Origin of the sequence: Acrocarpospora sp. B8E8 (assembly GCF_039871605.1) — a bacterium.
Classification (GTDB): Bacteria; Actinomycetota; Actinomycetes; order Streptosporangiales; family Streptosporangiaceae; genus Acrocarpospora; species Acrocarpospora macrocephala.
This window is the reverse complement of record NZ_JBDPLV010000002.1, coordinates 265,672-288,992: the sequence shown is the minus strand read 5'-3', so window position 1 is coordinate 288,992 and position 23,321 is coordinate 265,672. Positions and strand designations below refer to the sequence as shown.

Annotated in this window: 19 protein-coding genes; 7 read left to right on the top strand and 12 right to left on the bottom strand. The window is 70.8% G+C overall.

From position 1 onward, the window contains the following. Positions 1 to 52: 52 nt before the first annotated feature. The 8 genes from ABGB08_RS04115 to ABGB08_RS04080 all read right to left on the bottom strand — a co-directional run bounded on the left by ABGB08_RS04115 (position 53) and on the right by ABGB08_RS04080 (position 10,947). Positions 53 to 913: a hypothetical protein gene (locus ABGB08_RS04115; RefSeq protein ID WP_347586378.1), complete on the bottom strand. Its 861-nt coding sequence runs from the start codon at positions 911 to 913 to the stop codon at positions 53 to 55. Beyond that, a complete protein-coding gene (locus tag ABGB08_RS04110; RefSeq protein WP_347586376.1) occupies positions 910 to 3,972 on the bottom strand; it encodes an ATP-binding protein in 3,063 nt (1,020 codons plus the stop codon). Before ABGB08_RS04110 ends, ABGB08_RS04115 begins: the two co-directional genes overlap by 4 nt. Continuing rightward, positions 3,969 to 5,912 (bottom strand): serine protease, encoded by a 1,944-nt coding sequence (locus tag ABGB08_RS04105; RefSeq protein WP_347586374.1) that lies wholly within the window; start codon positions 5,910 to 5,912, stop codon positions 3,969 to 3,971. The genes ABGB08_RS04110 and ABGB08_RS04105 overlap by 4 nt, the downstream gene beginning before the upstream one ends. Then, on the bottom strand, positions 5,909 to 6,913 hold the full coding sequence (locus ABGB08_RS04100) for a serine protease (protein WP_347586371.1): 1,005 nt from the start codon (positions 6,911 to 6,913) through the stop codon (positions 5,909 to 5,911). Before ABGB08_RS04100 ends, ABGB08_RS04105 begins: the two co-directional genes overlap by 4 nt. Positions 6,914 to 7,021: 108 nt before the next feature. Beyond that, the gene (locus tag ABGB08_RS04095; RefSeq protein WP_347586369.1) at positions 7,022 to 7,738 is read right to left on the bottom strand and encodes a cellulose-binding domain-containing protein; all 717 of its coding nucleotides are present in this window, start codon (positions 7,736 to 7,738) and stop codon (positions 7,022 to 7,024) included. A gap of 129 nt (positions 7,739 to 7,867) precedes the next feature. Next, positions 7,868 to 9,100, bottom strand: coding sequence for a hypothetical protein (locus ABGB08_RS04090; RefSeq protein ID WP_347586367.1), 1,233 nt, complete (start codon positions 9,098 to 9,100; stop codon positions 7,868 to 7,870). 13 nt (positions 9,101 to 9,113) lie between these two features. Beyond that, positions 9,114 to 10,649, bottom strand: a complete 1,536-nt coding sequence (locus ABGB08_RS04085) for a S8 family peptidase (RefSeq protein ID WP_347586365.1) — start codon at positions 10,647 to 10,649, stop codon at positions 9,114 to 9,116. Positions 10,650 to 10,770: 121 nt separating this feature from the next. Further along, positions 10,771 to 10,947, bottom strand: a complete 177-nt coding sequence (locus tag ABGB08_RS04080) for a hypothetical protein (protein WP_347586363.1) — start codon at positions 10,945 to 10,947, stop codon at positions 10,771 to 10,773. Positions 10,948 to 11,089: 142 nt separating this feature from the next. On the opposite strand from ABGB08_RS04080, the gene ABGB08_RS04075 reads away from it, so the two are divergent. Further along, positions 11,090 to 12,124 carry a uroporphyrinogen decarboxylase family protein gene (locus ABGB08_RS04075; protein WP_347586361.1) on the top strand — a complete coding sequence of 345 codons (1,035 nt, stop codon included), beginning with the start codon at positions 11,090 to 11,092 and terminating at the stop codon, positions 12,122 to 12,124. On the opposite strand, the gene ABGB08_RS04070 is transcribed toward ABGB08_RS04075, so the two are convergent. After that, positions 12,121 to 13,311 carry an MFS transporter gene (locus tag ABGB08_RS04070; protein ID WP_347586359.1) on the bottom strand — a complete coding sequence of 397 codons (1,191 nt, stop codon included), beginning with the start codon at positions 13,309 to 13,311 and terminating at the stop codon, positions 12,121 to 12,123. The genes ABGB08_RS04075 and ABGB08_RS04070 overlap by 4 nt on opposite strands. Positions 13,312 to 13,665: 354 nt before the next feature. Here ABGB08_RS04070 and ABGB08_RS04065 point away from each other — a divergent pair, with 354 nt between their 5' ends. Then, positions 13,666 to 14,766 (top strand): hypothetical protein, encoded by a 1,101-nt coding sequence (locus ABGB08_RS04065; RefSeq protein WP_347586357.1) that lies wholly within the window; start codon positions 13,666 to 13,668, stop codon positions 14,764 to 14,766. Between the two features lie 289 nt (positions 14,767 to 15,055). After that, entirely contained in the window at positions 15,056 to 15,721 is a 666-nt protein-coding gene (locus ABGB08_RS04060) for a hypothetical protein (protein WP_347586355.1), read from the top strand. A 15-nt stretch (positions 15,722 to 15,736) separates the two neighbouring features. On the opposite strand, the gene ABGB08_RS04055 is transcribed toward ABGB08_RS04060, so the two are convergent. Continuing rightward, positions 15,737 to 16,243 (bottom strand): helix-turn-helix domain-containing protein, encoded by a 507-nt coding sequence (locus ABGB08_RS04055; RefSeq protein ID WP_347586353.1) that lies wholly within the window; start codon positions 16,241 to 16,243, stop codon positions 15,737 to 15,739. 78 nt (positions 16,244 to 16,321) lie between these two features. Here ABGB08_RS04055 and ABGB08_RS04050 point away from each other — a divergent pair, with 78 nt between their 5' ends. Beyond that, entirely contained in the window at positions 16,322 to 17,758 is a 1,437-nt protein-coding gene (locus tag ABGB08_RS04050) for an MFS transporter (protein WP_347586351.1), read from the top strand. A gap of 5 nt (positions 17,759 to 17,763) precedes the next feature. Continuing rightward, positions 17,764 to 18,075, top strand: coding sequence for a hypothetical protein (locus ABGB08_RS04045; RefSeq protein WP_347586348.1), 312 nt, complete (start codon positions 17,764 to 17,766; stop codon positions 18,073 to 18,075). On the opposite strand, the gene ABGB08_RS04040 is transcribed toward ABGB08_RS04045, so the two are convergent. Continuing rightward, entirely contained in the window at positions 18,072 to 19,484 is a 1,413-nt protein-coding gene (locus ABGB08_RS04040) for an RICIN domain-containing protein (protein ID WP_347586346.1), read from the bottom strand. The two genes, ABGB08_RS04045 and ABGB08_RS04040, sit on opposite strands and share 4 nt — an antisense overlap. A 304-nt stretch (positions 19,485 to 19,788) precedes the next feature. On the opposite strand from ABGB08_RS04040, the gene ABGB08_RS04035 reads away from it, so the two are divergent. Next, on the top strand, positions 19,789 to 21,363 hold the full coding sequence (locus tag ABGB08_RS04035; RefSeq protein ID WP_347586344.1) for a fibronectin type III domain-containing protein: 1,575 nt from the start codon (positions 19,789 to 19,791) through the stop codon (positions 21,361 to 21,363). Positions 21,364 to 21,406: 43 nt separating this feature from the next. On the opposite strand, the gene ABGB08_RS04030 is transcribed toward ABGB08_RS04035, so the two are convergent. Then, the gene (locus ABGB08_RS04030) at positions 21,407 to 22,321 is read right to left on the bottom strand and encodes an NAD(P)H-binding protein (protein WP_347586342.1); all 915 of its coding nucleotides are present in this window, start codon (positions 22,319 to 22,321) and stop codon (positions 21,407 to 21,409) included. Between the two features lie 261 nt (positions 22,322 to 22,582). On the opposite strand from ABGB08_RS04030, the gene ABGB08_RS04025 reads away from it, so the two are divergent. Further along, entirely contained in the window at positions 22,583 to 23,206 is a 624-nt protein-coding gene (locus tag ABGB08_RS04025) for a hypothetical protein (RefSeq protein WP_347586340.1), read from the top strand. The last annotated feature ends 115 nt before the right edge of the window (positions 23,207 to 23,321 follow it).

The following is a 23,321-nucleotide window of genomic DNA, read 5'->3' as shown; positions in this document are numbered from 1 at the left end:
TTCCAACCCGAAAGAACGTACAGCGGTGATCATAGGCCCCCGCCGCGCTCCTTCAGATCAGTGCCCGCGCGATCGGCCCCGCCACACTCCCGTGGGAGAGGTATTTCACGATGTCGTGGGGTTCCGCCCCGTTGTCGACTTCGAGTTCCTCCAGCGGCCGGCCCCACGCCCCCACCAGCGGATGCCCGAGCGCCACGATGTCGTTGACGTCGTACGCCGTCACCCATTTCACGCCGGGATTGTGCGCGCCTTTCGACAGCAGGTTCCGCTGGACGGTCGGCAGGCCGAGCGGGGAGCCCGTCGTCACCCAGAGGGTGACCCGGTCCCGGAGCGCGGGCTGGTCGAGAAGGTCGCGGGCGACCACGGTGCCGAGGCTGTGGGTCACCAGCACGATCGGTCCCGCCGCCGGGATCTCGGCCCGGACCGTGGCCAGCACCTGCTCCCGGCCGTAGCTCAGGTAGACGGCCACGTCCTGCAAGAACGCCTTGATGATCTCCTGGTCCAGGCGGCTGTGCCGGGACAGCCAGGTGAGGGCGTTCCGGGCCGGACCCCACGACAGCAGGTCCGCCAGACCCTCCTCCGGCAGGGGGCCGCCTCGTGCGGCGGCCATCTCGATGATCAGGCGCTGCTCGATCTCGCCCGCCTCCTCGGTGAGGTGCGGGTGAAACGGCGCCTCCAGGGGGTCGTCGTCCGAGATGCTCTCCAGCTGGAGCGGCCGCCCCAGCCTGGCCGCCTCACCGGCCAGCTTGTGCAGCACGTTCCCGTAGTACGGCATGACCGCCGCGACCTCCGGCCGCATGGCCTGCCCGGCCGCGACCAGCCCGGCCGCGAGCGCGGCGCGCCAGCTCCGCAGCAGCACCTCCGGCTTCTTGCCCTCCTGGCCACGCCCGTGGATGAACACCAGAGTCGTCATCCGCTGTCCCTTCCTGTCTGAGGGGAGATCATGTGGTCGGCGAGCCAGCGCTCGCCGACCAGCTGTGCGAGTTCGGAGTGGAACGCGGCCACGCTCCGGTCGGCCAGCACGGCCGCCACCAGCGGCCCGAGCATGCCCGCCGCGTCCGCGTGGCTGAGCAGGTCACGGGCTGGGCGCCCGAGCCGTCCCCACGTGATCGCCGATACGTCGAGGCCCGCCCGCGCCGCGATCGACATCAGGTGCGTGCTCGTCGGGTAGGCCGCGAACAGGATCCGTTCCAGCCCCTGGACCTCGGCGCGGGACCAGTCGAGCGGCGTCTCCGCCAGGAAGTGGACCTCGCCGGTCACGGCCTCGGGGCGATCCCGCGGTGTTCGCCACCACAGGTAGATCCGCCGTAGCGCGGTCCGCACCGGCTCGGGGGGCGGCCCGAGGCTCCACAGGATCATCAGCAGCGGCCCCGCATAGACGCCCAGCCCGGACAGGGCGGTGTTCCAGGCGCTGGGCAGCGCGTCGGCGGTGGAGGTCGTGCCGGTCGCCCGCGCCAGCAGCGTGCCCGGCACGTCCTGGGCCGAATCCCACGCGGCGATCGCGGCGACCAGCTCCGCGACCAGGGCGCGATCCTCCACCAGCCCGAGGCCGATCCGGCGTGCGGCCGCCTCCACCCACCGCGGTTCCTCCTCGCCCAGGGCCGCCGCCAGCAGCCGGACGAGCCCGGTGTTCTCCTCGGCGGCGCGCGGCCCGGCCCGCTGGAGGAGGGCCCGCGCGTCGAGCTCGCGCGTCCAGCGGCTGTCGCCGTCGCCGAGCCCGGCGCGCTCCTCGATGGTCATGACGTTGAGCAGCAGTTCCAGCCGCAGCCCGGGATGCCCGCCGAGCAGGTCGGCGGCCATCGCGTCCCGCAGCCCGCGGACGGCCTGGTCCGGCCTGCCCCGCCGTTCCTCCAGTTCCGCGACCCGTACGGCGGCCGCCGCGAAGCGGACCGCGTCACCGGCGGCGGTGGCGGCGGCCAGATCCCGCCGCGCGAAGTCGACGGCCTGGACGAGGTCGCCCTCCGCCTCGTAGAGGCGGCATTCCAGGCGGTACAGCGGGGACGACTCGGTGCGGTCGTCCCGTTCGCCGAGCAGCGTCCGCGCCCGGCCGAGCTCACCGGCGCGCAACGCCACCTCGACGGCGGCGAGCGTCCGGCGTTCCCAGCGGATCGTCTCCACCTCGGCGGTCAGCACGGGCGTCCCCGCCAGCGCCTGCTGGATCAGCCTGGCCGACGCCTCGGGGAAGTCGTCGAGCGAGGGTTCGAGCGGGCGGAGCGCGTCCTCGCCCGCCTCGGCGGCGACGACCGCGGCCGGTTCGCCCCGGGCGAGGCGATGATAGGCGATCTCCACGGCCGCGCCCCCCTCGGCCTGGTAGAACGCGACGGAGCGCTCGTGGATCCTGGCCACCAGCTGGGGGTCGTCGTATTTCAGCGCGGCGAGCGCCGGCCCCCGCAGCTCCTCGCGCAGGCGCAGCACGCCCTCCTGGCCCTCGATGAACGCCATCTCCGCGGCCAGGTCCCGGTAGAGCACCTCAGCCGGGGTGGCGGGCGGCGGATCCAGGGCGGGGACGAGCACGCGCTCGATCAGCTCGGGGGTCACCTTGGTGAGCACGATGGCGGCCCGGGCGACCTGGCGGAGCGCCTCCCCGTCCTCCGGGCTGCCTGCCCGGAGGTGGGCCAGGATGCGCTGGTAGAGGAAGCCGCGGACGAAGTCCGTACGGACCCGGTCCAGGACGCGCGCGCGGTCGGCGGCGTCGGTGACGGCGGCGGCGCCCTCGCGCGCGAGCACCCGGGCCGCCAGCCGGAGGGTCAGCGGCAGGCCGCCGACCAGCCGGACGATCTCGGCGCCGAGCGCCTGGTCGAAGGGGTCCGGGAGCTGGGCCCGCTCGGCTTCCCTGCCGGTCAGCATGGCCAGCAGGGTCACCGCCTCGGGGCCGGGGAGCAGCCGCAGGTGCAGCCGCCGGACGGTGGTCACCGGCCCGAACGTCTCCGCCGGAGCCCGGCCCGAGATGACCAGCCGGAAGTCCGGTAGCTCGTGGGCGAGCAGCGTGAACAGCTCACGTAGCTTGTCCCGCGTGAACCGGTCCGCCCGGCCCACCTCCTCGAACGTGTCGAGCACCACGACGAGGCCGCCGAGGCCGCGCTCCCGCGCGCTCTTGGCGAACGAGCTCGCCAGCACCTCGTAGGAGAGCCCCCTGCCGTACGTCTCCAGACCGCCGCCGGCCTTCGCGCTGCGATCCAGGTCCTGCCAGCGGCGCAGTACGCGCTTGTCGTCGGGGAACTGGACGGAGACCTGGCGGATGATGTCGTTGAGCACCACCACCGGGTCGTAGGAGGAGAGGGTCGGGCGGTCGAAGTCCAGGTAGGCCCACGGGCGGCCGCGATCGGCGAGATCCATGACGAAGCGGGCGATGAGCGTGGACTTGCCCACCCCGCCGACGCCGTACACGATCGTCGCGAACCGGGAGCCCGGAGCGTTGGCGTGCCGGTGCAGCGCGGCCAGCTCGCGCTCCCGCCCGAAGCAGCCGTCGTTGACGAGCGTGCGGACGGCCCGGGTCAGGTCGAGCAGGGAGAGGCGGCGTTCGATCATGTCCAGGTCGGGGAGCACGGGCACCTGGCCGCTCAGCCCGGCCAGGGCCAGCGCGTCGGTGAACCAGCGCCAGACGCTGATCGAGGCGACCAGCTCGTCCTCGTCCCGCTCAGCCACCGGGATCCGCAGGTCGAGCACGAAGGAGTCGAGCATCCGCTGCAGCGGTGTCGCGGGAGGATCTCCGAGCAGCGCGCGCACGCGGGCCGGTTCCCCGGCGCCGCCGCGCCGGAGCATCGCCGCCAGGGCGTCGATCCGCGGGCCCTCGCTGAGCATGGCCTCGTCCCTGGGCAGGCGTTCGCAGAGCAGGCGCAGCACGTCCGCGCTGACGTCGGCCGCCTTGAACGTGCCGAGCAGGGCCAGGTACTCCACCATCGGGGTGCGGGCCAGGTCGTCGCGGAAGTCCGCCTGCCGGCGCAGGGTCTCGGCCAGGTCGCGGTCCATCATCGGCCGCCTTCCAGCAGGCTGACCAGCACCGCCGGCAGGCGCGGCGCCAGCTGGGCGGGCAGCGGCGGCGGCTGGCCGTCGGGGAACAGCGAGGCGAGCTCGGCCGACAGCCGGGCGTCGTCCAGCTGGCGGCCCTCGTCCTCGGCCCGGGTGCGGAGCCAGCGTTCGACGTCGGCGGCGTTGAGCCCGGAGACGGTGTCCCGCTGCGCCCAGTCGGCGGCGCCGTCGGCGAACCTGTCGGCCTCCCAGCCGCCGAGCGCGACCCGCAGCGGGACCTGCGGATCCTGGGCCAGGTCGATGATCGCGTGGATCAGCTCGTTGACCCCGCCCTGCCCGGCCGCGACCGCGTCGTCGAGGCTGTCGAAGAACAGCCACCACTGCTTGTCGGAGTGGCGCAGGCGGCTGTGCAGCCAGTGTTTGAACGTGGTGGTGTTGCGGGCCTCCTGCGCGATCGGCTCGCCGGGGCCGCTCAGGCCCAGGCTCACGCAGATGTCGCCGATGATCCGCAGCCTGCGCTCGGCCACCGGGACGTCGACGTAGTGGCGCAGGTTCACCGTGAGGGCGACGAGCCCGGCGGGCGCGGCCTGGCGGAGGCTTTCCGTGATCGTGGATCGGCTGGCGACGTGGGCCAGCAGGCGGTAGGAGTAGGTGATTCCGCTGCCCCGGGCACCGGTGATCACCAGGGTCCTGCCTCCGGTCGGGGCGGCCATCTCGCTGACGTGCCTGCGGAGGTTCTCGCGGTTCACGAACGGGCGGCCGAGCAGTTCCCTGACGCTGAAGGGGTCGGCGGCGCGCGGCCGGGCGAGCGGGGCGGCGCCGGCGTTCAGGAGCGCGGCGTGCGGACCGGAGCGCACCATCGCGGCGATGGCCGAGATCGGCACGCCCTGGTTGATGTCGCCGGGGGAGTAGTGGTGCAGGGCCACCAGGGTGCCGCGCTCGTCGATCACCGGGCCGCCCGAGGAGCCGTTCATGGTGTTGCACCGGTAGCGGACGCGGGTTCCGGCCGCGTTCCTGGTGGGCGTTGAGATCTTGGAGTACATCTGGAACTCGCCCAGGGGGTGCTGGAACACCCATAGGGGGGCCTGGGCCGCGAAGTCGTACTGGGTGTCGCTGAGGGGGTAGTGGCCGCGCGCGGATCCGTCCGGGGCGGGGACCGGGGCGGCCAGCCTGACCAGGGCGAAGTCGAGCCGGTCCGGCGGCGCCTGGAAGTCGCGGCTGCCGGCGAGCTCGCCCGGGGTGGGCAGGCTGCCGCAGATGAATTCGGTGACGGCCACCTTCGTGCCGGTCTCGGCCGGGCTGCTGCGGGGGGTGGCGAAGAAGTCGAAGACCGCGTCCACGTCCTGGAGGCCCGGGGGCGGCAGCTCGCGCGGGTTGAAGACGTGCGCCGCGGTGATGAGCAGGTCGGGGCCGACCAGCACGCCGGTGCCGCGCGGGCGGCCGCCCACCTGGATCATGGCGAGGCGGCGCACCGCGTCGTTCATCGCCCTTAGGTACGCCTGCGGGTCGCTGAGACCGGCGGCGGTGGAGGTGATCGCCTGAAGCGCGTCCAGCGGCCGGTCGCCGGGGTCGGGCGGCTCCGCCGTGGATTCCAGCAGCGTGATCGAGGCGCCGTACCAGAGCACGCGCCTGCCCTGGACGGCGCGGAGTTCCGGGCCGAGGAGGATCGTCAGCGGGTGGTGGAAGGCCGCGGACGAGCGGTCCTGGAGCACCTCGGCCATCAGATCGAGCACGCTGGCCGAGGTCGCGGCGCGCGCCAGGATCATGATCCAGGTGGCGCGGGCCGCGGCGTCGGCGTACTCCGCGCGCCATTCCAGGCCGGTGCGCTCGATCAGCGGGCGGATGGCCTGCGGCGTCTCGTACGCGCGGGAGAGCACGTCGGCGACGCGGCCGGGGCGGCCCGCGCCCCAGTCGGTGCCGGGATCCTCCCACCACGAGCTCATCGTGCCCGCTCCCGGATGATTCGCTCGATGACGTGCGCCTGCACGGCGTGGTTGGCGACATGTTCCACGCCCGCGAAGTGCAGGGCGGCGGCCTTGCCCGTCTCCAGGCCGATGAGGACCGAGCCCGAGTTGCCGCCGAGGGTGGTGGCGTCGTGCTGGAGCAGGCCGTCCGCCGGCGCCGTGGTGACCTGGCCCGGGGCCAGGCGCTTCACGCCGTAGACGTCGCCGAAGAGGCGCCGCTGGTCGTCCGCGCTGTTCCGGCTGTCGCGCGCGGGGTAGCCGATCACCGCCACCGCGGTCGTCGCCGCGATCTCCTCCTCGGTCATCAGCTCGATGACCGGCGGCTGGGCCTCGCCGTCCTCGCCCGTGGCGGACACGCGCAGCAGGGCCACGTCGGCGGAGCCGTCCGGCTCGATCCAGAGCACCTCCTCGACCCGGAAGCGGGACTCGGCCGGTCGCTGGTACTCCCGGCGCCAGTCCAGCGTGGCCCTGGTCATCGAGCCGTCGAAATGCGTGCGGAAGACGAACGCGTCGCCGTTCTGGCGGGCGAACACCTCGGCCACGTGGCGGTTGGTGACGGCGATGTCCTCGCGCACCATCCACGCGGTGCCCGCCCACTGGAGGCGGTGGTTGCGGAGGTCGACCCGTCCGGCGCTGGGGATGGCACGTTCCAGGGCGGGGCGGGCGCTCGCGAGGCGGTTGGCGATCTCGACGCTGTCCGGGAAGTCGCCGGCGGAGGAAGTGTAGGTGGAGTCCTGGACCAGGTAGACCGGGCGGGTGAAGGCCAGGATGATGGCCTCCAGGGCGCTGTCGTCCCGGACCCAGGTACCTTCGGTCATGCTCTCCACCGCCCGCGCGGCCTCGTCCACGGTGGGCGGTTCCAGGCGCTCCAGCCCTTCGAGCCCGCCCTTCGCGGCGGCGGCGCCGGCGAGTTCGTCGAACCGGTCGAGCAACTCGGTGCGGAGATCGGGATCGGTGACCAGCTGGCTGTAGTAGTCCATCGTTCCTCCGGCGTATTCACGGTCAGGTTAGATTCCCGCGCGCGAATTGCCCCCAGGGTTAGCCCTAGGGGAATCCCTAGGGCTAACGGGAGGCGCCGGATCGTGGGTTCAGGAGCAGAGCACTCCGTTGACCCTGAACTGGGCGGGCACCGGGTTGGCGTTGGTGTGCGAGCCGCTGGTGCCGATCTGGACGTTGCCGCCCGGGGGGATGACCGCGTTCCACGGGAGGTTCCTGGCGGTCACATTGGCGCCGGTCTGGGTCCAGGTGGCGCCGAACGGGTTGGTGATCTGCTGCCCCGCGTGGGGGAAGGTGAAGGCGAGGGTCCAGGAGTTGATGGCGATCGACCCGATGTTGAAGATCTTGATCTGGGTGAAGAAGCCGGTGCTGTTGTAGGTGTTGGTCACGTACTCCACCCGGCAGGACGGCGGTACGGGGAGGCCCTGCCGGGCGACCACCGAGACCGGGTCGGACACGACGCTCAGGTTTCCGGCCGCGTCCTTGGCCTGCACCCGGTAGATGTACGTCTGCCCGGTGACAAGCCCGGATTCGGCGAACAGCGGCAGCTGGGTCGCGGGCGCCGTGCCCACCTTGACGAAGCCGGCCGGCATCTGCCGGAAGACGTCGTAGCCGGTGACGCCGACGTCGTCGGTGGACGGGGTCCAGCAGAAGGCCGTGCCCGGGTAGTCGGCGAGGCAGTTGTCGCGCAGCCCGGTCGGTTTCGACGGCGGCGAGGTGTCCACCGCCGCCACGGCGGTGGACGAGCCGAACGCGAACACGAGGGCGGCCAGGGCGGCCCCGGCACCCGCCCGAAGGACGTTTCGCATGATGTCCTCTCTGATCGGGAACGGCCGTTCCCATCTGCCGGGATCGTCCGGTCCAGCCCGCTGGCCGTCAAAATCCCTGGTGTGGAGGCGGCTGTTCGCTCAGTTCAGGACGGCGAAGCGCTGAATATTTCACCTGACAGTCATGGCCTGGATCATGGCGTTGGCGACCTCGCGGCCGGTGACCGTGCCGTGGCTCTTGATGAAGGTGTCGGACTGGAGGTTGTAGACCTTCCCCGGGCGGAAGACGTACGTCGCGTCGGCGTCGAGGAGAGAGTCAGGGGGCGCGGTCACCTGCGGGGTACGCAGGGCGCCGTTGCGGCCCAGGCCGCCGTAGGTGTCGTCCGGGCCGCCGACGGCCGAGGCGTTCTGCCGGGCCAGGCGGGAGATGACCGCGTACGCGATGCCCACGGCCAGATCGTTGGCCGTGTGGGTGATCAGCATGGGCCCGGTCAGGCGGCCGGGGGACAGGACACCCTGGAAGAAGCCGTCCTTGTCGCCGTCGTAATCGGTGGACAGCGCGTAGTGGCTGAAAGCGCCCTGCAGCAGGGAGATGGAGTGCAGCGGCGCGTGCCGCCGCGCCGCCGCCGTCACCAGGCGGGCGCCGAAGGAATGCCCGGCCAGATGCCGCCGCACGTTGGGCGCCACGGTCGCCAGGTCGTTCAGCAGCCGGGCCACCCCCGTCGACCCCACCGTCCCGGCGCGCTCCTTCATCGTGAAGTACGTCGTCGTGTTGAGCAGCAGCCGCCCGGCCCGGAAGACGTCGCTGAACGACGCGAGCCCGCCGCCGATCGAGCCCGCCCCGCCCGGGGCCTCCGGCAGCAGCGCGAGCGGCAGCGGTTCACCGGCCAGCGAGAACGCCGTCCCGGCGTCGCCCACCGTGAGGAGCGAGGGCGGCGGCTCCTCGTCGCCCGGCGCCGCGGCGGGCAGCGAGCCGCGCAGCAGGCCGAGGAACCGGGCCTGCGCGGCGGCGGAGTCCAGGTCGCCGACGAGCGCGTCCAGGGCCGCCGCCAGCTCCGGGTCGGGGACCGTCTCCTGGATCTCCCGCCTGAGCTGGGCCGCGCCGTCGTCCACCCCGAGGCCGCCGCCCGCCAGCTGCCCCGGCTCGGCCCACCGGATCGAGGGCCAGAGCACGCCGATCACGGCGAGGTTCATCCCGCCGGGGCGGCGCACGCTGTCCAGGCTGGCGGCCAGGTCCTGGTACAACGCCTCGGCCGCCGCCATGTCGTTGTTCCAGCCGTGCGACAGCACCAGGATGTCGGTCACGCCCGGAGCCCGGACCAGGTCCAGCGCCCGCTGCCGCTCGGCCGGGTCGTGCGGCTCCCCGGTGGAGCGGAACTGCACCTTCGCGTACGGGAATCGCACCGGACTCTCCCTTTCAGACCAGCTGGATGGCGCGCATGGCGTCGACGAGCCCGGCGCCCTGGAAGGACCTGTCCCGGCCCAGATCGATGGCCGAGCGCATCAGCGTCTCCTTGACCTCCCGGGGACGGCCGATGAACTCGCGGTGCACCGACAGGAAGCCCGCGATCACCCCGGACACGTGCGGCGCGGCCATCGACGTGCCCGAATCCTCCACGAACATGGCGTCCTTCACGGTGTCGGTGGCCCGCCGCAGCAGGGCGCCGGAACCGGCGCTGACGATGCGCTCGCCGGGCGCGACCAGGTCGGGCTTGGGCCGCCCGTCCCCGGTGGGGCCCTTCGACGAGAAATACGACACCCCGCTGACGTGCGGGCTGCACGAGGTGGACCCGACCGTGATCGCCAGGTCGGAGTTGCCGGGGTCGTTGATGGTCATGTCCAGGCCGAGCCGTACGGCCCTGCTGCCGGTGTCCTGGGCGAAGCCGTAACCGGTGTTCCCGGCCGCGACCACCACGACGACGCCGCTGCGCACCAGCAGGTCGACCTCCCGGCAGACGGGGCTGAGCCCGGCCCCGAACCAGCTGGGGTCGAACGGGTAGCCGACCGACAGGTTGACGCCGTGCACCTTGAGCTCGCGCCCGCCCGCGTTCAGGTCGTTGATGTACTGCAGGGCCGCCAGCACGGCCGTGACGTCGCCGGTGCCGTCGTCGCGGAGCACCTTGCAGGACAGCAGGCGGCAGCGGGGCGCCATGCCGCGGAACGACCCGACCTCCAGCCGGCGCACGTCCAGCTGCCCGGTCACCGCGTTGCGCTCGTCCTGGTACCAGGCGGCGGCGATGAGCGGCGCGGCCTTGCTGATCGACTCGCCCGCCAGGATCCCGGCCACGTGGGTGCCGTGGCCGTGCTCGTCGAGCAGGGCCTCGGCGTGGGTCTTGCCGGGCACGAAGCTGCGGTGCCGGATGCCGGGCAGCTCCTCGAGGTTGCGATGCAGGTCGAAATGGGCGTGCGGGGCGATGCCCGAGTCCAGCACCGCCCACACGATGCCCTCGCCGGAGGCCTCGAAGGTGCGGTGCGCGGCGGCGCACTTGGTGGTGATCACGCTGCGGTGGGTGAGCGGGGTGACCTCGAAGTTGGGCCACAGCCGGTGGATCGACCAGCGGGGCGCGCCCGGCGTGGACGCGTCGGCGCGGCTGCGGCCCTTCGCCATGTCCCGGTCGACCAGGTCGCGGATCTCGTCGGCGGTCAGCGCCACCGCCAGATACGACCCGACCTGCCGCGTCTCGGTTCCAGCCACCTCCCGGACCAGGGCGTTGACCTGCTCGTACGCCCCGCGCACGCCGCCCGGATGGGAGGTACGCAGCTCGATCACCACCCCCAGCTGGCGGCCCTCCGCCACCGCCATGCGCTCCATCAGCGGGCGCGAGATGATCGAGTCGGCCACCAGGTCGGGCGCGGCCGGGACGTGTTCCCGCGGCGACGTTCCGTCGGACGTCGCGCCGTACTCGCGGGGGATCTCCGGCCCGCCCCCGCCCGGATCGCCCGGCATGCTCATTGCCCACCTCCCCGTTCGTGGCGGTCCACGTTAAGCGCGGGGGAGTGCGGCCGGATCCGGATCCGGCCTAGGGAAACCCCTAGTCCCTTACCCCGGGATCGGAATTCGAAGCCGTCCAGACCTACTTGACGCGGGTCTTGCTCTTGCCGCACAGGCACTGGCTGGTGACGACGTTCCCGATCCGCTCGATCTCCAGCCACTCGTGCCGGTGGAAGAGCTTCCCCTTGGACCCTTCGGCCACGGGTGACTCGGCGGCAGCCGTTTCCTCCCGATCCGGGCCCCTGACCTCAACATCCATGATCGATCCCCCTGATGTCTTGCTACTACTCCCTTGTCGTGACTTTTCGTTCCATCGGTTGTCCCTGGCGGGCAGGGCCATGGCACAGCGTGCTCTTGCCGGGATCGGCTGGGCGGGGCAAGGTCGGGGGAGGAGGTCGCTCATGGTGATTGACGGTGTTCTGGTGACGACGGTGGTCGGCAGCTACCCCCAGCCCGACTGGCTGGTCAACCGGGAGATGCTCGGCAGCAGGCTGCCGCCCCGGGTGCGGGCCAAGGAGATCTGGCGGATTCCCGAGGAGTTCCTCGCCGAAGCGCAGGACGACGCCACGATCATCGCCATCCGCGACATGGAACGCGCGGGCGTCGAGATCATCACCGATGGCGAGATCCGCAGGGAGAGCTACTCCAACCGCTTCGCCACCGCCCTGGACGGCATGGACGTGGAGAACCCCGGCACCGCCATCGACCGCACCGGCCACCCCAACCCCGTGCCCCGCGCGGTCGGCCCGATCCAGCGCGCCCGCCCGGTCGAGGTCGGGGACCTGGAGTTCCTGCGCCGGAACACCGGCCACCCGGTCAAGATCACCATACCGGGCCCGTTCACCATGGCCCAGCAGGCCCAGGACGACTTCTACGGCGACCGCCGCTCCCTGGCGCTCGCCCTGGCCGACGCCGTACGCGCCGAAGTCGCCGATCTGTTCGCCGCGGGCGCCGACATCGTGCAGCTGGACGAGCCCTATCTCCAGGCCCGCCCCGATGCCGCCCGCGAGTACGCGGTGGAAGCCATCAACCGCGCCGTCGACGGCCTCCCCGGCCCGGTCGCCCTGCACACCTGCTTCGGCTACGCGGCGATCGTCCACGAGCGGCCCCCCGGCTACTCCTTCCTCGCCGAACTCAACGACTGCGCCGCCGGCCTGATCGCCATCGAAACCGCCCAGCCCGGCCTCGACCTGTCCATCCTCAAGCAGCTCCCCGGCAAGACCGTCATCCTCGGCGTCGTCGACCTGTCCACCCCGGACGTCGAGTCCCCGGAGTCCATCGCGGCCCGGATCCGCGAGGCGCTCCGCTACCACCCGCCGCACCAGCTCCAGATCGCCCCCGACTGCGGCATGAAATACCTGCCCCGCCCCCGCGCCTTCGCCAAACTCCAGGCGATGACCGAAGCGGTCACCCTGGTCCGCCGCGAACTCGCCTAGCGCTGAGCCGCGGACTCCTCGCGGGTCAGGCCGGGTACGGCACTGCCGAGCCTGTCCGCGGGGAGGAAGCGCGACGTCACCGCGATCACCACGCCGAGGACCAGGCCGAACGCCATCGCCACCCGCAGCGAGGTCGCGTCGGCCAGGAAGCCGATGATCACCGGCCCGAGCAGCAGACCCGCGTAGCCGATCGTGGCGGTCTGGGCGATGGCCGGGCCGGACTGCGCGGGGTCGGCGCCGCCCGCCAGGGACAGCGCGAACGGGATGACGGGGGCGATCCCCAGCCCGGCCAGGAGCAGGACCGGCATGACCACCCCCGCCGCCGGGGCCGTCACGACGACCGTGAACGCGGCCACCGTCGCGACGCCGCTGGCGGTGAGGTGGGCGCGGGCGCCGTACCGGGCCCGGAGGCGGTCCCCGGCGAGGCGGCCGATGAGCATGCCGGTCACGAACAGGGGGTAGCCCAGCGCGGCCAGCCACTCGGGGGCGTCGAGGATGTCGCGCAGGTAGAGGCCGTTCCAGTCGGCGACCATGCCCTCCACCGTGAAGGCCGCGAAGACGACGCCGCCGAGCAGGTACACGACCCGGGGCAGCCCGCGCCGTGCACCGGCGTCCTCCTCCGGCGCGGGCGGGTCGGCCAGGAACGCGGGGATGAGCGCGAGCGCGGCCGGAACGCCGGCCAGCCCGACGGTGACCAGGTGGGGCGTGAACGTCAGCCCCAGCCGGATGGCCGCGAAGCCGAGGACGCCCGAGACGATCGCGCCGAAGCACCAGCCGGCGTGCATGCCGCTCAGCAGCGGGCGCCCGTACCCGGCCTCCACCGCGGCGCCCTGCGCGTTCATCGCGACGTCGAGCAGGCCGAAGGTGATTCCGAACACGCTCGTGGCGACCAGCAGCAGCGGGTAGGAGGGGGCCGCCCCCACCAGCGCGAGCGAACCCGCGCAGCTCGGCCCGGCCACCGCCAGGATGCCCCGGCCGCCCAGCCGCCGCATCAGCGGGCGAGCCGCCTGCATGCTGGCCAGCGAGCCGATCCCCAGCGCGAGCAGCGCTATGCCCAGCTGCCCTTCCGACAGTTCGAGCTTCTCGGTGAGCGCGGGCATGCGCACGGCCATCGTGCCCGAGAAGATCCCCGCGAGGATGAAGGTGAGAGTCGTGCCGATCCGGGCCCCGCGCAGGCCGTGTCCCATCGACTGTCCTTCCGGGCATCGAAAATGATCAAGGGGACTGAGCTCATTCCCTTAGTCCGGCGGACGAGAGGGCGGATAAGGGTGGCCGAAAATGGGCCATGAAGTTCGGCGAATATAGGGCCGCGCGGTTCTTCCCGAAATCGCTCCGGAGGGGGTCCACCGGACCATCATGCCGTACCAATGAATCGTTCGCGAAAACGAAATACACGAGTAACTCGAATTCGCACGTCACAGGGCCTTGACAACGGAGTTGGCGTCCAGTGCGTGAAATGAGTCTTCGCAACGGTTGATTTCCAGCCTATGAACGTCAGGACGGCCTGCACCGGCCGATTTCCCGAGTAGTGAGGAAGCGTGATGTCGCCAATCCGATTACCCCTCCGCAGGATTCTTCTCGCCCTGGTGTCGGCCGCCCTGGTGGCGGCCGGGCTGACCGCGCTGAGCGGTCCGGCGCAGGCGGCCGTGCCGAACCGGTGGGGATTCGCGCTCGTCAACATCCCGTCCGGGGTGCCGGACCCGAGCCACCAGGCCGGCAGCTGGCCGGCCGCGTTCAGCGTCAACGTCTCCCCGGGCGTGGTCGGGCAGACGTTCGTCCGGTTCCCGCAGATCGGCGGCCCCGGCGGGATCGTGCACGTCACGGCCGTGGTCAGCGCACCGGCCTGGTGCCAGGTCGAGAAGTGGAACGCGGTCGGCGTCGACGAGGTGGTCAGCGTGCGCTGCTACCGGTTCGGCGGGGTGCCCGGGTTCGTGCCGTTCACCATCGTCTACGAGGAGAGCAGCGGCCCGCTCCCGCCGGGCACCCACGGCTTCGGCTACGTCGCCTACAACGGCGCGGCGGTCGTCGGCTCCTACAACTCGGTGCTCGCCGCGAACACCGTGGTCCCCGGCGGTCTCGGCGTCTGGACGGTCACCCTGAACGGCATGGGCTCGCCGTCGCCCGCGGGCAACATCCAGGTGACCGCGGTCAATCCGACCGCTCCCGCCCGGTGCAAGGTCGGCGGCTGGGCGCCTTCGGCGGCCGTGCAGACCGTGCAGGTGCGCTGCCATGACGGGGTCAACAATCCCTTCAACACCGGCTGGAACCTGACCTACCAGCGGGAGCGGGCGATCACCGGCGGGGCGATCCCGCCGAAGAACTTCGCCTACACCTTCGATCTCAACCCGGCCAATCCGGGCCCGTACGTCCCGGCTCCGCCGGGCATCAACTACAACTCGCAGGGCGGCGTCAACACGGTGCAGACCGCCGGCGCCGGCATGCGGCTGGTGTTCTTCCCGAGGGTCGGCGTGTTGCGTGACCACGTCCAGGTCACGGCGTACGGACCCGGTCCTGAGTACTGCAACCTGCTGACGACGTGGGGGACGGGCGGCAGCCAGGCCACCGTGCGCGACGTGGTCTGTTACAACGCCACGACACGGCTGGACCGCCAGTCGCTGGTCACCTACACCTCGGAGTTCTAAACGATGGGATGGAGGCGCCGGCGGGCGCCGATCCGCCGGCGCCTCCACATGTGGGGACGAAACTTTCGGATTAACTCCGAGAGTTTTCGCCCTTGAAACATAGGTACTACTCGGTGATCCGGTCAATCCTTCAAACGGTCATCCTCACCGAGCCCGAAAGTTTCGGCCTCCAGTGGCGGCACCATCCCTCCACCGTAACCCGCCCGGGAAAAGCGGGCGCGTCATCGCTTTATGTAGTCGTCAACTACTTAGGGTGACAACGTTTCGTGTCCAGAGAGGGAATCCACATATGCGCACCACCCGTCTGATCGCGTCCGCCATCGCCGGCGCGGCCCTGGCCATGTCCACCGTCACCGTGGCCACGGCCGAGGCCCCGCGGACCGAGTACTGCTCCAGCACCCAGGGCGGCCTCTACTTCTCGCCCTGGGGCAAGGCGACGGTCCTCTGGGAGCCCAAGATCAGGGAGCTGGTCCAGAAGTACGACGGGACCTGGGACGCGATCAAGCCGGTCAGCCGCGTCATCGGCGCGGACGGCGCCGACCTGGGCATCACGATGCCGATCGGCATGCAGCACGACAGCATCGGCCTGGACGGCCGCGTCTGCTACCCCGGCGGGTTCTCCATCACCTTGAAGAACGGCGCCCACCTGCGCATCGACGACGGGTTCGCGATCCGCGTGATGCCCTGCGGCGCCTACGCCAGGCCGGTCGTCAACGGCGTGCGCGCCACCCGGGAGGTCCAGCTGGCCACCTGCTTCGCCCCCGACGCGCTGGCGTCGGTGGCCGGGATCAAGGAAGGCGGCCTCGGCGGCAGCGTCCGGCCCTGGCCGTTCAAGGTCTCCCAGTCCCTCGCCGGGATCATCAACACGATCCTGGGCGAGCGGGCCCTGACCCCCGGTGAGCCCCTGTTCAGCCTGGCCCCGATCCTGAAGTTCACCCCGTTCCGCGCTCCCTGATCATCCCGGCAGCGCTCAGCCGGCGTTCGCCCGGCCCGCCGCGAGCACCTCCCGGGCGATGGCGTCCCGCTCCGCCGAGTCCCGCTCCGCGGCCTCCTGCTCGGCCGCCACCCGGGCGTCGTACGCCGCGCGGGCGAAGGCGATCTCGTTCTGGTGCTCCTCGGTCCAGGTGACCAGCGCGCGGATGGTGTGGTGCAGGGTCACGCCCAGCGGGGTGAGCTCGTAGTCCACGCGGGGCGGCACGGCCGGATACACGGTGCGGTTCACCAGGCCGTCGCGCTCCAGCTGGCGCAGCGTCCTGGTGAGCATGCGCTGGCTGATGCCCTCGATTCTGCGGCGCAGTTCGGAGAAGCGCAGGCTGCGCTGGTCCAGCAGGGCGATGACCAGCAGCGACCATTTGTCGGCGATCCGGTCGAGAATCTGCCGGACCTCGCAGTCCTCCCGCGTGTCCCACTGGAGAACGTCGTAGTCGCCATCGGTATCCCCGCAGTAACCGGGGGACTTTGAAGTGCCGTCTTCCATGGTCATTGATGGTGTCCCAGGATGCTGCTGGTTACAAGAGGTAACCAGCAGTCATCTGAAGAACCAAGGAGTTCCCCCATGTCAACACCAGAAGGCCGGATGGACGGGCGTGCCTGGGGCGTCTTGTTCGTCCTGTGTGGAGCGATCTTCCTGGAGGGGATCGACGTGGCGATGCTGAACGTGGCGTTGCCGTCGATCCGGGCCGATCTGGGCCTGTCCACCGGAACGCTCAGCGGTGTCGTCAGCGCGTACGTGCTGGGCTACGGCGGGTTCATGCTGCTGGGCGGCCGGACCGCCGACCTGCTGGGCCGCCGCCGGATGTTCCTGTTCTGGCTGACCGTCTTCCTGGTCTTCTCCGGCCTGGGCGGGTTCGCCACCGAGGGCTGGATGCTGCTGGTCGCCCGGTTCGTCACCGGAGTCTCGGCCGCGTTCATGGCCCCCGCCGGGCTGGCCCTCGTCACTGGCAACTTCCCCGAGGGGCCGCGGCGCACCAAGGCGCTGGGCGTCTACGCCGGGACGGCCGCGGGCGGCTTCTCGCTCGGCCTGGTCGCCGGTGGCGTCCTGGCCTCGTTCGGCTGGCGGTGGGTGTTCTTCGCGCCGGTGATCCTCTCCGCGGTGATCCTGCTGGCCGCCATCCCGCTCATCAAGGATCCGGGCACTCCGGAGCGCGCGGGGCGGCGCTTCGACCTGGCCGGCGCGTTCAGCATCACCGGCGCGATGCTCGCGCTGGTGTACGGGGTCGTCCGCCTGGAGCACCCCGGCGACGGCTGGGCCGGCACGGTGGCCGCGTTCGCCGCCGGACTGGCCCTGCTGGCGGCCTTCGTCGTCATCGAACGCCGCTCGCCCGACCCCCTGGTGCGGCTGGGCATCCTGCGCTCCGGCCCGCTGGTGCGCGCCAACCTGGGAGCCCTGCTGTTCCTCTGCTCCTTCGCCGGCTTCCAGTTCCTGGTCACCCTCTACCTGCAGGAACTGCGCGGCTGGAGCACCCTCCAGACGGGCCTGGCCATGTTGGTGATCGGCGTCGACACGATTCTCGCCCCCACCCTCACGCCACGGCTGGTGAACCGATTCGGCAACGCCCGGGTGCTGTTCGCCGGAATGCTCCTGGCGGCCCTGGCCTACGCCCTGTTCCTGCCCGTCGGCCTGGACTGGGCCTACACCGCCATGCTCCCGACCATGATCCTGCTCGGCCTGGCCTTCTCCCTGGCGTACGGCCCGCTGACCATGGCCGCCACCGACGGCATCGACGAACACGAACACGGCCTGGCCGGCGGCCTGCTCTACACCGCCATGCAGTTCGGCACCGCCCTCGGCCTGTCCGCGGTGACCGCCGTCAACGTCGCGGCCCTCGGCGACGACACCGCACCCCAGGCGGGACTGGACGCGCTCCAGACCGCCCTCCTCGTCCCGGTCGCCGCCGGGATCCTCGGCGCGGCCGTCATCGCCTCCGGCCTCAGCGTCCGCCGCCGCGCGCCGCGGACCCCGGAGCCCGTCCCCGCCGAGACCGTGGCCTGACCCCGATGGCCACCGAAGCGAGCTCCTTCGCCGCGATCCAGGACGAGTTCAACGCCTACATCGGCGACATCGTCTACGCCACCATGACCACCGTCGACCAGAAAGGCCGCCCCCGGGCCCGCGTGCTGATCTCTATCTGGGACCTCTACCGCGAAACCAGCCCACCAGGAGCCGGATACGACCTGGGCCGTTTCTGGCGAGAAGGCACCACCGACCCCCAGCTCCACGTGCTGGCCCTACGCCCCTGGCGCGTCCAGGTCGTCCGAGGCACCGACCTCCGCAGCAAGATCTGGAGAGCCGACAGAAGCCCTGGTTAGAGCGCGGTGCGGGTGAGCTGCTGCTGGTTGCCGGTGTGGCAGGCGTACTGCTGGAACTGGATGTTGTCGGTGAGGGAGGCGCTGGGGAGGTCCAGGCAGCGGCCGGAGTGGCGGGCGACCAGGCGGAGGTAGCCGCCGCCCGCGTCCTGGAGGGTCCACTGCTGGTTGGCGCCGGAGCCGCAGGTGTACTGCAGGATCGTGGCGTAGTCGGCGGTGCTCGCGCTGTTCACGTCCAGGCATTTGCCGGAATGGCGGGCGATGACCTGGACGTAGCCGCCGCTGATCGACTGGATTCGCCACTGCTGGTTGGCGCCGCCGTTGCAGGCGTACTGCACGACGGCGGCGCTGTTGGCGGTCGACTGGTTGCGCACGTCCAGGCATTTGCCCGAATGCCGTACGGCCAGGCGGTCGAACCCGGAACCGGTCGCCGACAGGGTTCCGGTGGTCGTGTCGACGCTGAGCTGGCGGGCGTTGGACAGGCTCATCGTGGTGCTGGTCGGGAAGGTGATGGGCAGCCAGACGTAGCGGGAGTCGTTGACGGGGCCGCCCCACGCGCCGGCCCAGCGGTCGCCCATGTACAGGTACGACGTGGTCTGCGTGCCCTGGATGGGCAGCACGAACGTGGACTGGGAGCCGAACGTGAGGCCGTCGCCGGCGTTCTGCCAGGCGCTCCACGGGCCGGTGACGCTGGTGGCGGTGGCGTACCTGGCCTGGTTGGGCTGCCAGCCGGTGGCGGCCGAGGTGAGCAGGAAGTAGACGCCGTTGCGCTTGAACATCGCGGGCGCTTCGCGATGGTCGCCGTCCCACATCCGGACAAGCGCTGAGATCGACCGGTAGTCCGGAGTAAGCCGGTAGATGTGCAGATCGAAGTTCTCATCCGCCGCGGAGATCATGTACCCGGTGCCATCCGTGTCCACGAACGCCGTGATATCCCGGGACATATGCCCCAGCGGGCGGAAACTGCCGAGATATGTGTAGTTGCCGTCCACGGTGGACGACACCGCCACCGCAGCCCGGGCCTCGCCGTAGTCGCTGCCGTTCTCCTTGTGCATCCACATCACGTACTGGCCGGTGCTCGCGTTGTAGATGACCTTCGGCCGTTCGATGTTGGCGACCTGGAGCTCCGCCGCGCTCGACTGGGTGAGCACGTTGTTGCGGAACTCCCAGGTCCGTAAATCCGCCGAGCGATACACCGACACGTACCGGAAGGTGCCGTTGGCGTTGCGGTTCTCGCCGAACCAGTAGTAGTACGCCCCGACCTTCAGCACGCCGCCGCCGTGCGCGTGCACCAGCGCGCCGCTCGTGTCGGTGAACTGCGCTCCGACGGGCACGGTCACCACCGCCGCGGCGGCCGGACTCCCCGCCAGGATCAGCGCCAGCGCCAGCACGAGTGCCACGATTCTGGACATGAGGGCTCCCTCTTTGTCGCCGCCGGCGCGATGGGCACCCGAAAATTACGGCCGGAATCCGAAAGCCGCAACGGCGAAGATCATCGGGACTGGGCGACAGGGGCTCTCAACGGGGGTTATGCCCTCCGGCCCCCGGCCGAAATAACGAAAATTACATTCCCGTTTCGGGAAAGCCGCAGGTAGCCGATATCGGCCCTGGTCATGACATGCCTATCCGATCAGTCGGCTCCTAGCATCGCCTGAGCCGACCACAGGAGTACGCATGCGCCGAAAAATCAGCACCTTTCTCACGATTTTGTTAACCATGGTGGGGGCAGTCGTCTTCGGCTTCACCGCCCCCGCCCAGGCCGCCCCCGTGCGCGTCATGCCGCTGGGCGACTCGATCACCGGTTCCCCCGGCTGCTGGCGGGCCCTGCTCTGGAACCGCCTGCAGAGCAACGGCCTCACCAACGTCGACTTCGTCGGCACGCTCGGCCCTCAGGGCTGCGGGGTGCCGTACGACGGGGACAACGAAGGCCACGGCGGGTTCCTCGCCACCAACGTCGCCAACGCCAACCAGCTGCCCGGCTGGCTGTCGGCCACCAACCCCGACGTCGTGCTGATGCACTTCGGCACCAACGACGTGTGGAGCAACATCGCCCCGGCCACCATCCTCACCGCGTTCGGCAAGCTCGTCGACCAGATGCGCGCCAGCAACCCGAACATGAAGATCCTGGTCGCCAAGATCATCCCAATGGCGGCCAGCGCCTGCGGCCCCTGCCCGCAGCGGGTCGTCGACTTCAACAACGCCATCCCCGCCTGGGCCGCGGGCAAGACCACCGCCGCCTCGCCGATCACCGTGGTCGACCACTGGACCGGCTTCAACACCGCCACCGACACCTACGACGGCGTGCACCCGAACGCGGCCGGCGACCAGAAGATGTCCAACGCGTGGTACCCGGTGCTGGCCCCCCTGGTCGGCGGCGGCGACGTCACCCCGCCCAGCGTGCCCGGCACCCCGGTCGCCTCCAGCGTGACCTCCACCGGCGCCACCCTCAACTGGACCGCCTCCACCGGCGGCACCGGCGGCGTCGCCGGCTACAACGTGCACCGCGAGCAGGGCGCCACCGACCCGCTGCTGGCCTCGCCCACCACCAACACCGTCACCCTCACCGGCCTGACCCCGAACACCCAGTACCAGATCTACGTACGGTCCAGGGACGCCGCGGGCAACCTCTCCGCCAACTCCGGCCTGGTCACCTTCACCACCCAGCCCAGCACCTGCGTCGACACCACCCCACCCACCACCCCGGGCGCCCCGACCGCGTCCGGCGTGACCGCCTCCGGCGCGACCCTCACCTGGGCCGCCTCCACCGACTCCGGCTGCTCCGGCCTCGCGGGCTACAACGTCTACCGCGAGCAGGGCGCCACCGACCCGCTCCTCGGCCAGACCACCGGCACCACGCTCGCCCTCACCGGCCTGACCGCGAACACCGCCTACCAGATCTACGTCCGCGCCCGGGACAACGCCGGCAACCTCTCCGGCAACTCCCCCCTCGGGACCTTCACCACCACCGGAGGCACCGGCGGCGGCGCCTGCACCGTCGTCCCGACCACCCAGACCCAGTGGGGCAACGGCTACGTGATCCAGCCGGTCACCGTCACCGCGGGCACCTCGCCGATCACCTCCTGGACGGTCACCTTCACCCTCCCGGCCGGCCACACCGTCACCGGCTCCTGGAACGCCACCTTCACCCAGAGCGGCCAGACGGTAACCGCCAAGAACGTCTCCCACAACGGCAACCTCGCCGCCGGAGCCAGCACGTCCTTCGGCTTCCAGGGCAGCCGCCCCAACGGCAACACCTCGGTCCCCACCGCCTATACCTGCACCTCCCCCTGATTCCCCACCGGCCAGGCCCCGCGCCGGGGGCCCGGCCGGCTCTTCAGAGCGACAGCTCAGGGTGGAATTCGAGGAATTCGCGGATACCCGAGGCGGGCTTCCCGGTGAGGAGCTCAACGTCGGCGGTGACGCGGTCATAACGGTTCCTGGCGTGCAGCCGGGCCATGGTGACCACATGGTCGAACAGATGCGGAGGCAGATTCAGCGGCCGGAGACTCTGGTCGACCCACTCGCCGAGCGGGACGTCGATGTAGGTGACCGGCCGGTCGAGCACCTCGGAGAATTCCGCCGCCATGTCCGTCAAATCACGCGATCGGGGACCGGTCAGTTCGTAGACCTTCCCAACGTGAGGGCTACGGGACCGCAGAATCGCGGCCACCGCCTCGGCCACATCATGCGCCACGACCGGAGAGGTACGGCCCGAGCCGAACGGCAGCCGTATAGTCCCGTCCTTCTTGATCGACGAGACCGCCAAGATCATGAAAAGCGGATTCTCCATGAACACCGTCGGCCTGACGTGCACAACCGGAACACCCGACCAGTTCAGCGCCTGCTCGGCCAGCCAGTGATACCGCTGATGAACCGACTCCTCCGTACTCATCAGATCCATCTGCGAGACGGTCATCTGGGACATGTTCACGAAAGCGTCCAGCCCTCCGTAATGGCGGGCCACCGCAGCCGTGGTGAGTGAGGCCTCCAGGTACTCGGGGGAGACACTCATGCCGAAGTACATGCGCCCGCATCCCTCCACGGCCCGCACGACGTCGGGCGCGCGGCTGAGATCCCCCACCACGACCTCCGCGCCCATAACCCGCAACGCCTCGGCCCGCTCGTCCTCCCGGTGCACGAGCGCGCGGACAGGCAGGCCGTCCCGCCGGAGCAGCTCGACCACGGTACGCCCGACCGCGCCGACCCCTCCGGCGGCCCCGGTCACCAGAATCGGCCGTCCATCGGGCACCGGAACCTCCCGCCTGAGCCGAGTAGCTCATGATGTGGCCAGAGTGCCCAGGCCATTCACGCCCGAACCGCGATATGTCCGACTTAGACCGTGACGCGGGTATCAGCACGCATTTGCGGATGCCGGCAAGCAGGTTTTAAGGCTCGCGCAAGGGAGTGTCTCTAGGTTTCGGCGCATGTTGGACATCCTGCCCCCGGCGCCGCGGATCAAGTGAAAGCCGGGGTCAACCCGGACGCAAGGGGCTGCCGCTAGTTTCAGGGCATGTTCTCTCGAATCGCTTTAGGTGGCGTCGCCGTGGTGGCGGGCGCCGTGATGATGTTCCCCGCTCCGGCCGGCGCGCAGACCGCCAAGCCCGCGCCCGCCACGGTGGCGAAGAAGCTGTTCAACGCCTGGCTCAAGAACGACAAGGTGGCGGCGGCCAAGGTCGCGACACCCGGGGCGGTGAACAGTATCTTCGCGTACGTGTTCAAGGCGCCGGACAAGTTCGCCGGGTGCAAGGGCAACTACTGCCGGTTCGTGCACACCAGCGTGAACGTGCCGGGCGACCTCAACGGCCTCGGCATGGTCGTGACCGGGAGCAAGGTGACGCGGGTCTACCGCTCGCGGTTCGCGTCCCCCGGGACCGTGACCAAGCACTTCCACAAGTCGTTCGTGCTGGGGGACCGGCGGCGCGCGCTGGAGGTGGCGACCCAGGCCGCCGTCGACACCCGCTTCAAGGTCAAGTACGACCCGAACGGCGTCACGCACTTCTACCAGGGCTGCAGCAAGGAGCCGAAGGGATACGCGTGCGCGTACTCCTACGAGGGCGGCGCGGTGGTCATGCACGTGCGCGGGTCCAAGGCCAGGGGCTACGAGGTGGCCAGCGTGAGCTTCATCGCCGACTGAGCCCATACGAGCCAAAATCGGCCCAAATGAGCCAATTGGGGCCGGTGGGGCAAGTGGGGCGACGGACGGCTACTGATGGAATCAGGCCGTGACCACTTCCGGGTCCGGGAGTGGT

Coding starts and splice junctions, on each gene's coding strand:
- ABGB08_RS04115 (WP_347586378.1), bottom strand. CDS start 913: ATGACGACTCTGGTGTTCATCCACGGGCGTGGCCAGGAGGGCAAGAAG.
- ABGB08_RS04110 (WP_347586376.1), bottom strand. CDS start 3,972: ATGATGGACCGCGACCTGGCCGAGACCCTGCGCCGGCAGGCGGACTTC.
- ABGB08_RS04105 (WP_347586374.1), bottom strand. CDS start 5,912: ATGAGCTCGTGGTGGGAGGATCCCGGCACCGACTGGGGCGCGGGCCGC.
- ABGB08_RS04100 (WP_347586371.1), bottom strand. CDS start 6,913: ATGGACTACTACAGCCAGCTGGTCACCGATCCCGATCTCCGCACCGAG.
- ABGB08_RS04095 (WP_347586369.1), bottom strand. CDS start 7,738: ATGCGAAACGTCCTTCGGGCGGGTGCCGGGGCCGCCCTGGCCGCCCTC.
- ABGB08_RS04085 (WP_347586365.1), bottom strand. CDS start 10,649: ATGAGCATGCCGGGCGATCCGGGCGGGGGCGGGCCGGAGATCCCCCGC.
- ABGB08_RS04080 (WP_347586363.1), bottom strand. CDS start 10,947: ATGGATGTTGAGGTCAGGGGCCCGGATCGGGAGGAAACGGCTGCCGCC.
- ABGB08_RS04075 (WP_347586361.1), top strand. CDS start 11,090: ATGGTGATTGACGGTGTTCTGGTGACGACGGTGGTCGGCAGCTACCCC.
- ABGB08_RS04070 (WP_347586359.1), bottom strand. CDS start 13,311: ATGGGACACGGCCTGCGCGGGGCCCGGATCGGCACGACTCTCACCTTC.
- ABGB08_RS04065 (WP_347586357.1), top strand. CDS start 13,666: ATGTCGCCAATCCGATTACCCCTCCGCAGGATTCTTCTCGCCCTGGTG.
- ABGB08_RS04060 (WP_347586355.1), top strand. CDS start 15,056: ATGCGCACCACCCGTCTGATCGCGTCCGCCATCGCCGGCGCGGCCCTG.
- ABGB08_RS04055 (WP_347586353.1), bottom strand. CDS start 16,243: ATGGAAGACGGCACTTCAAAGTCCCCCGGTTACTGCGGGGATACCGAT.
- ABGB08_RS04050 (WP_347586351.1), top strand. CDS start 16,322: ATGTCAACACCAGAAGGCCGGATGGACGGGCGTGCCTGGGGCGTCTTG.
- ABGB08_RS04045 (WP_347586348.1), top strand. CDS start 17,764: ATGGCCACCGAAGCGAGCTCCTTCGCCGCGATCCAGGACGAGTTCAAC.
- ABGB08_RS04040 (WP_347586346.1), bottom strand. CDS start 19,484: ATGTCCAGAATCGTGGCACTCGTGCTGGCGCTGGCGCTGATCCTGGCG.
- ABGB08_RS04035 (WP_347586344.1), top strand. CDS start 19,789: ATGGTGGGGGCAGTCGTCTTCGGCTTCACCGCCCCCGCCCAGGCCGCC.
- ABGB08_RS04025 (WP_347586340.1), top strand. CDS start 22,583: ATGTTCTCTCGAATCGCTTTAGGTGGCGTCGCCGTGGTGGCGGGCGCC.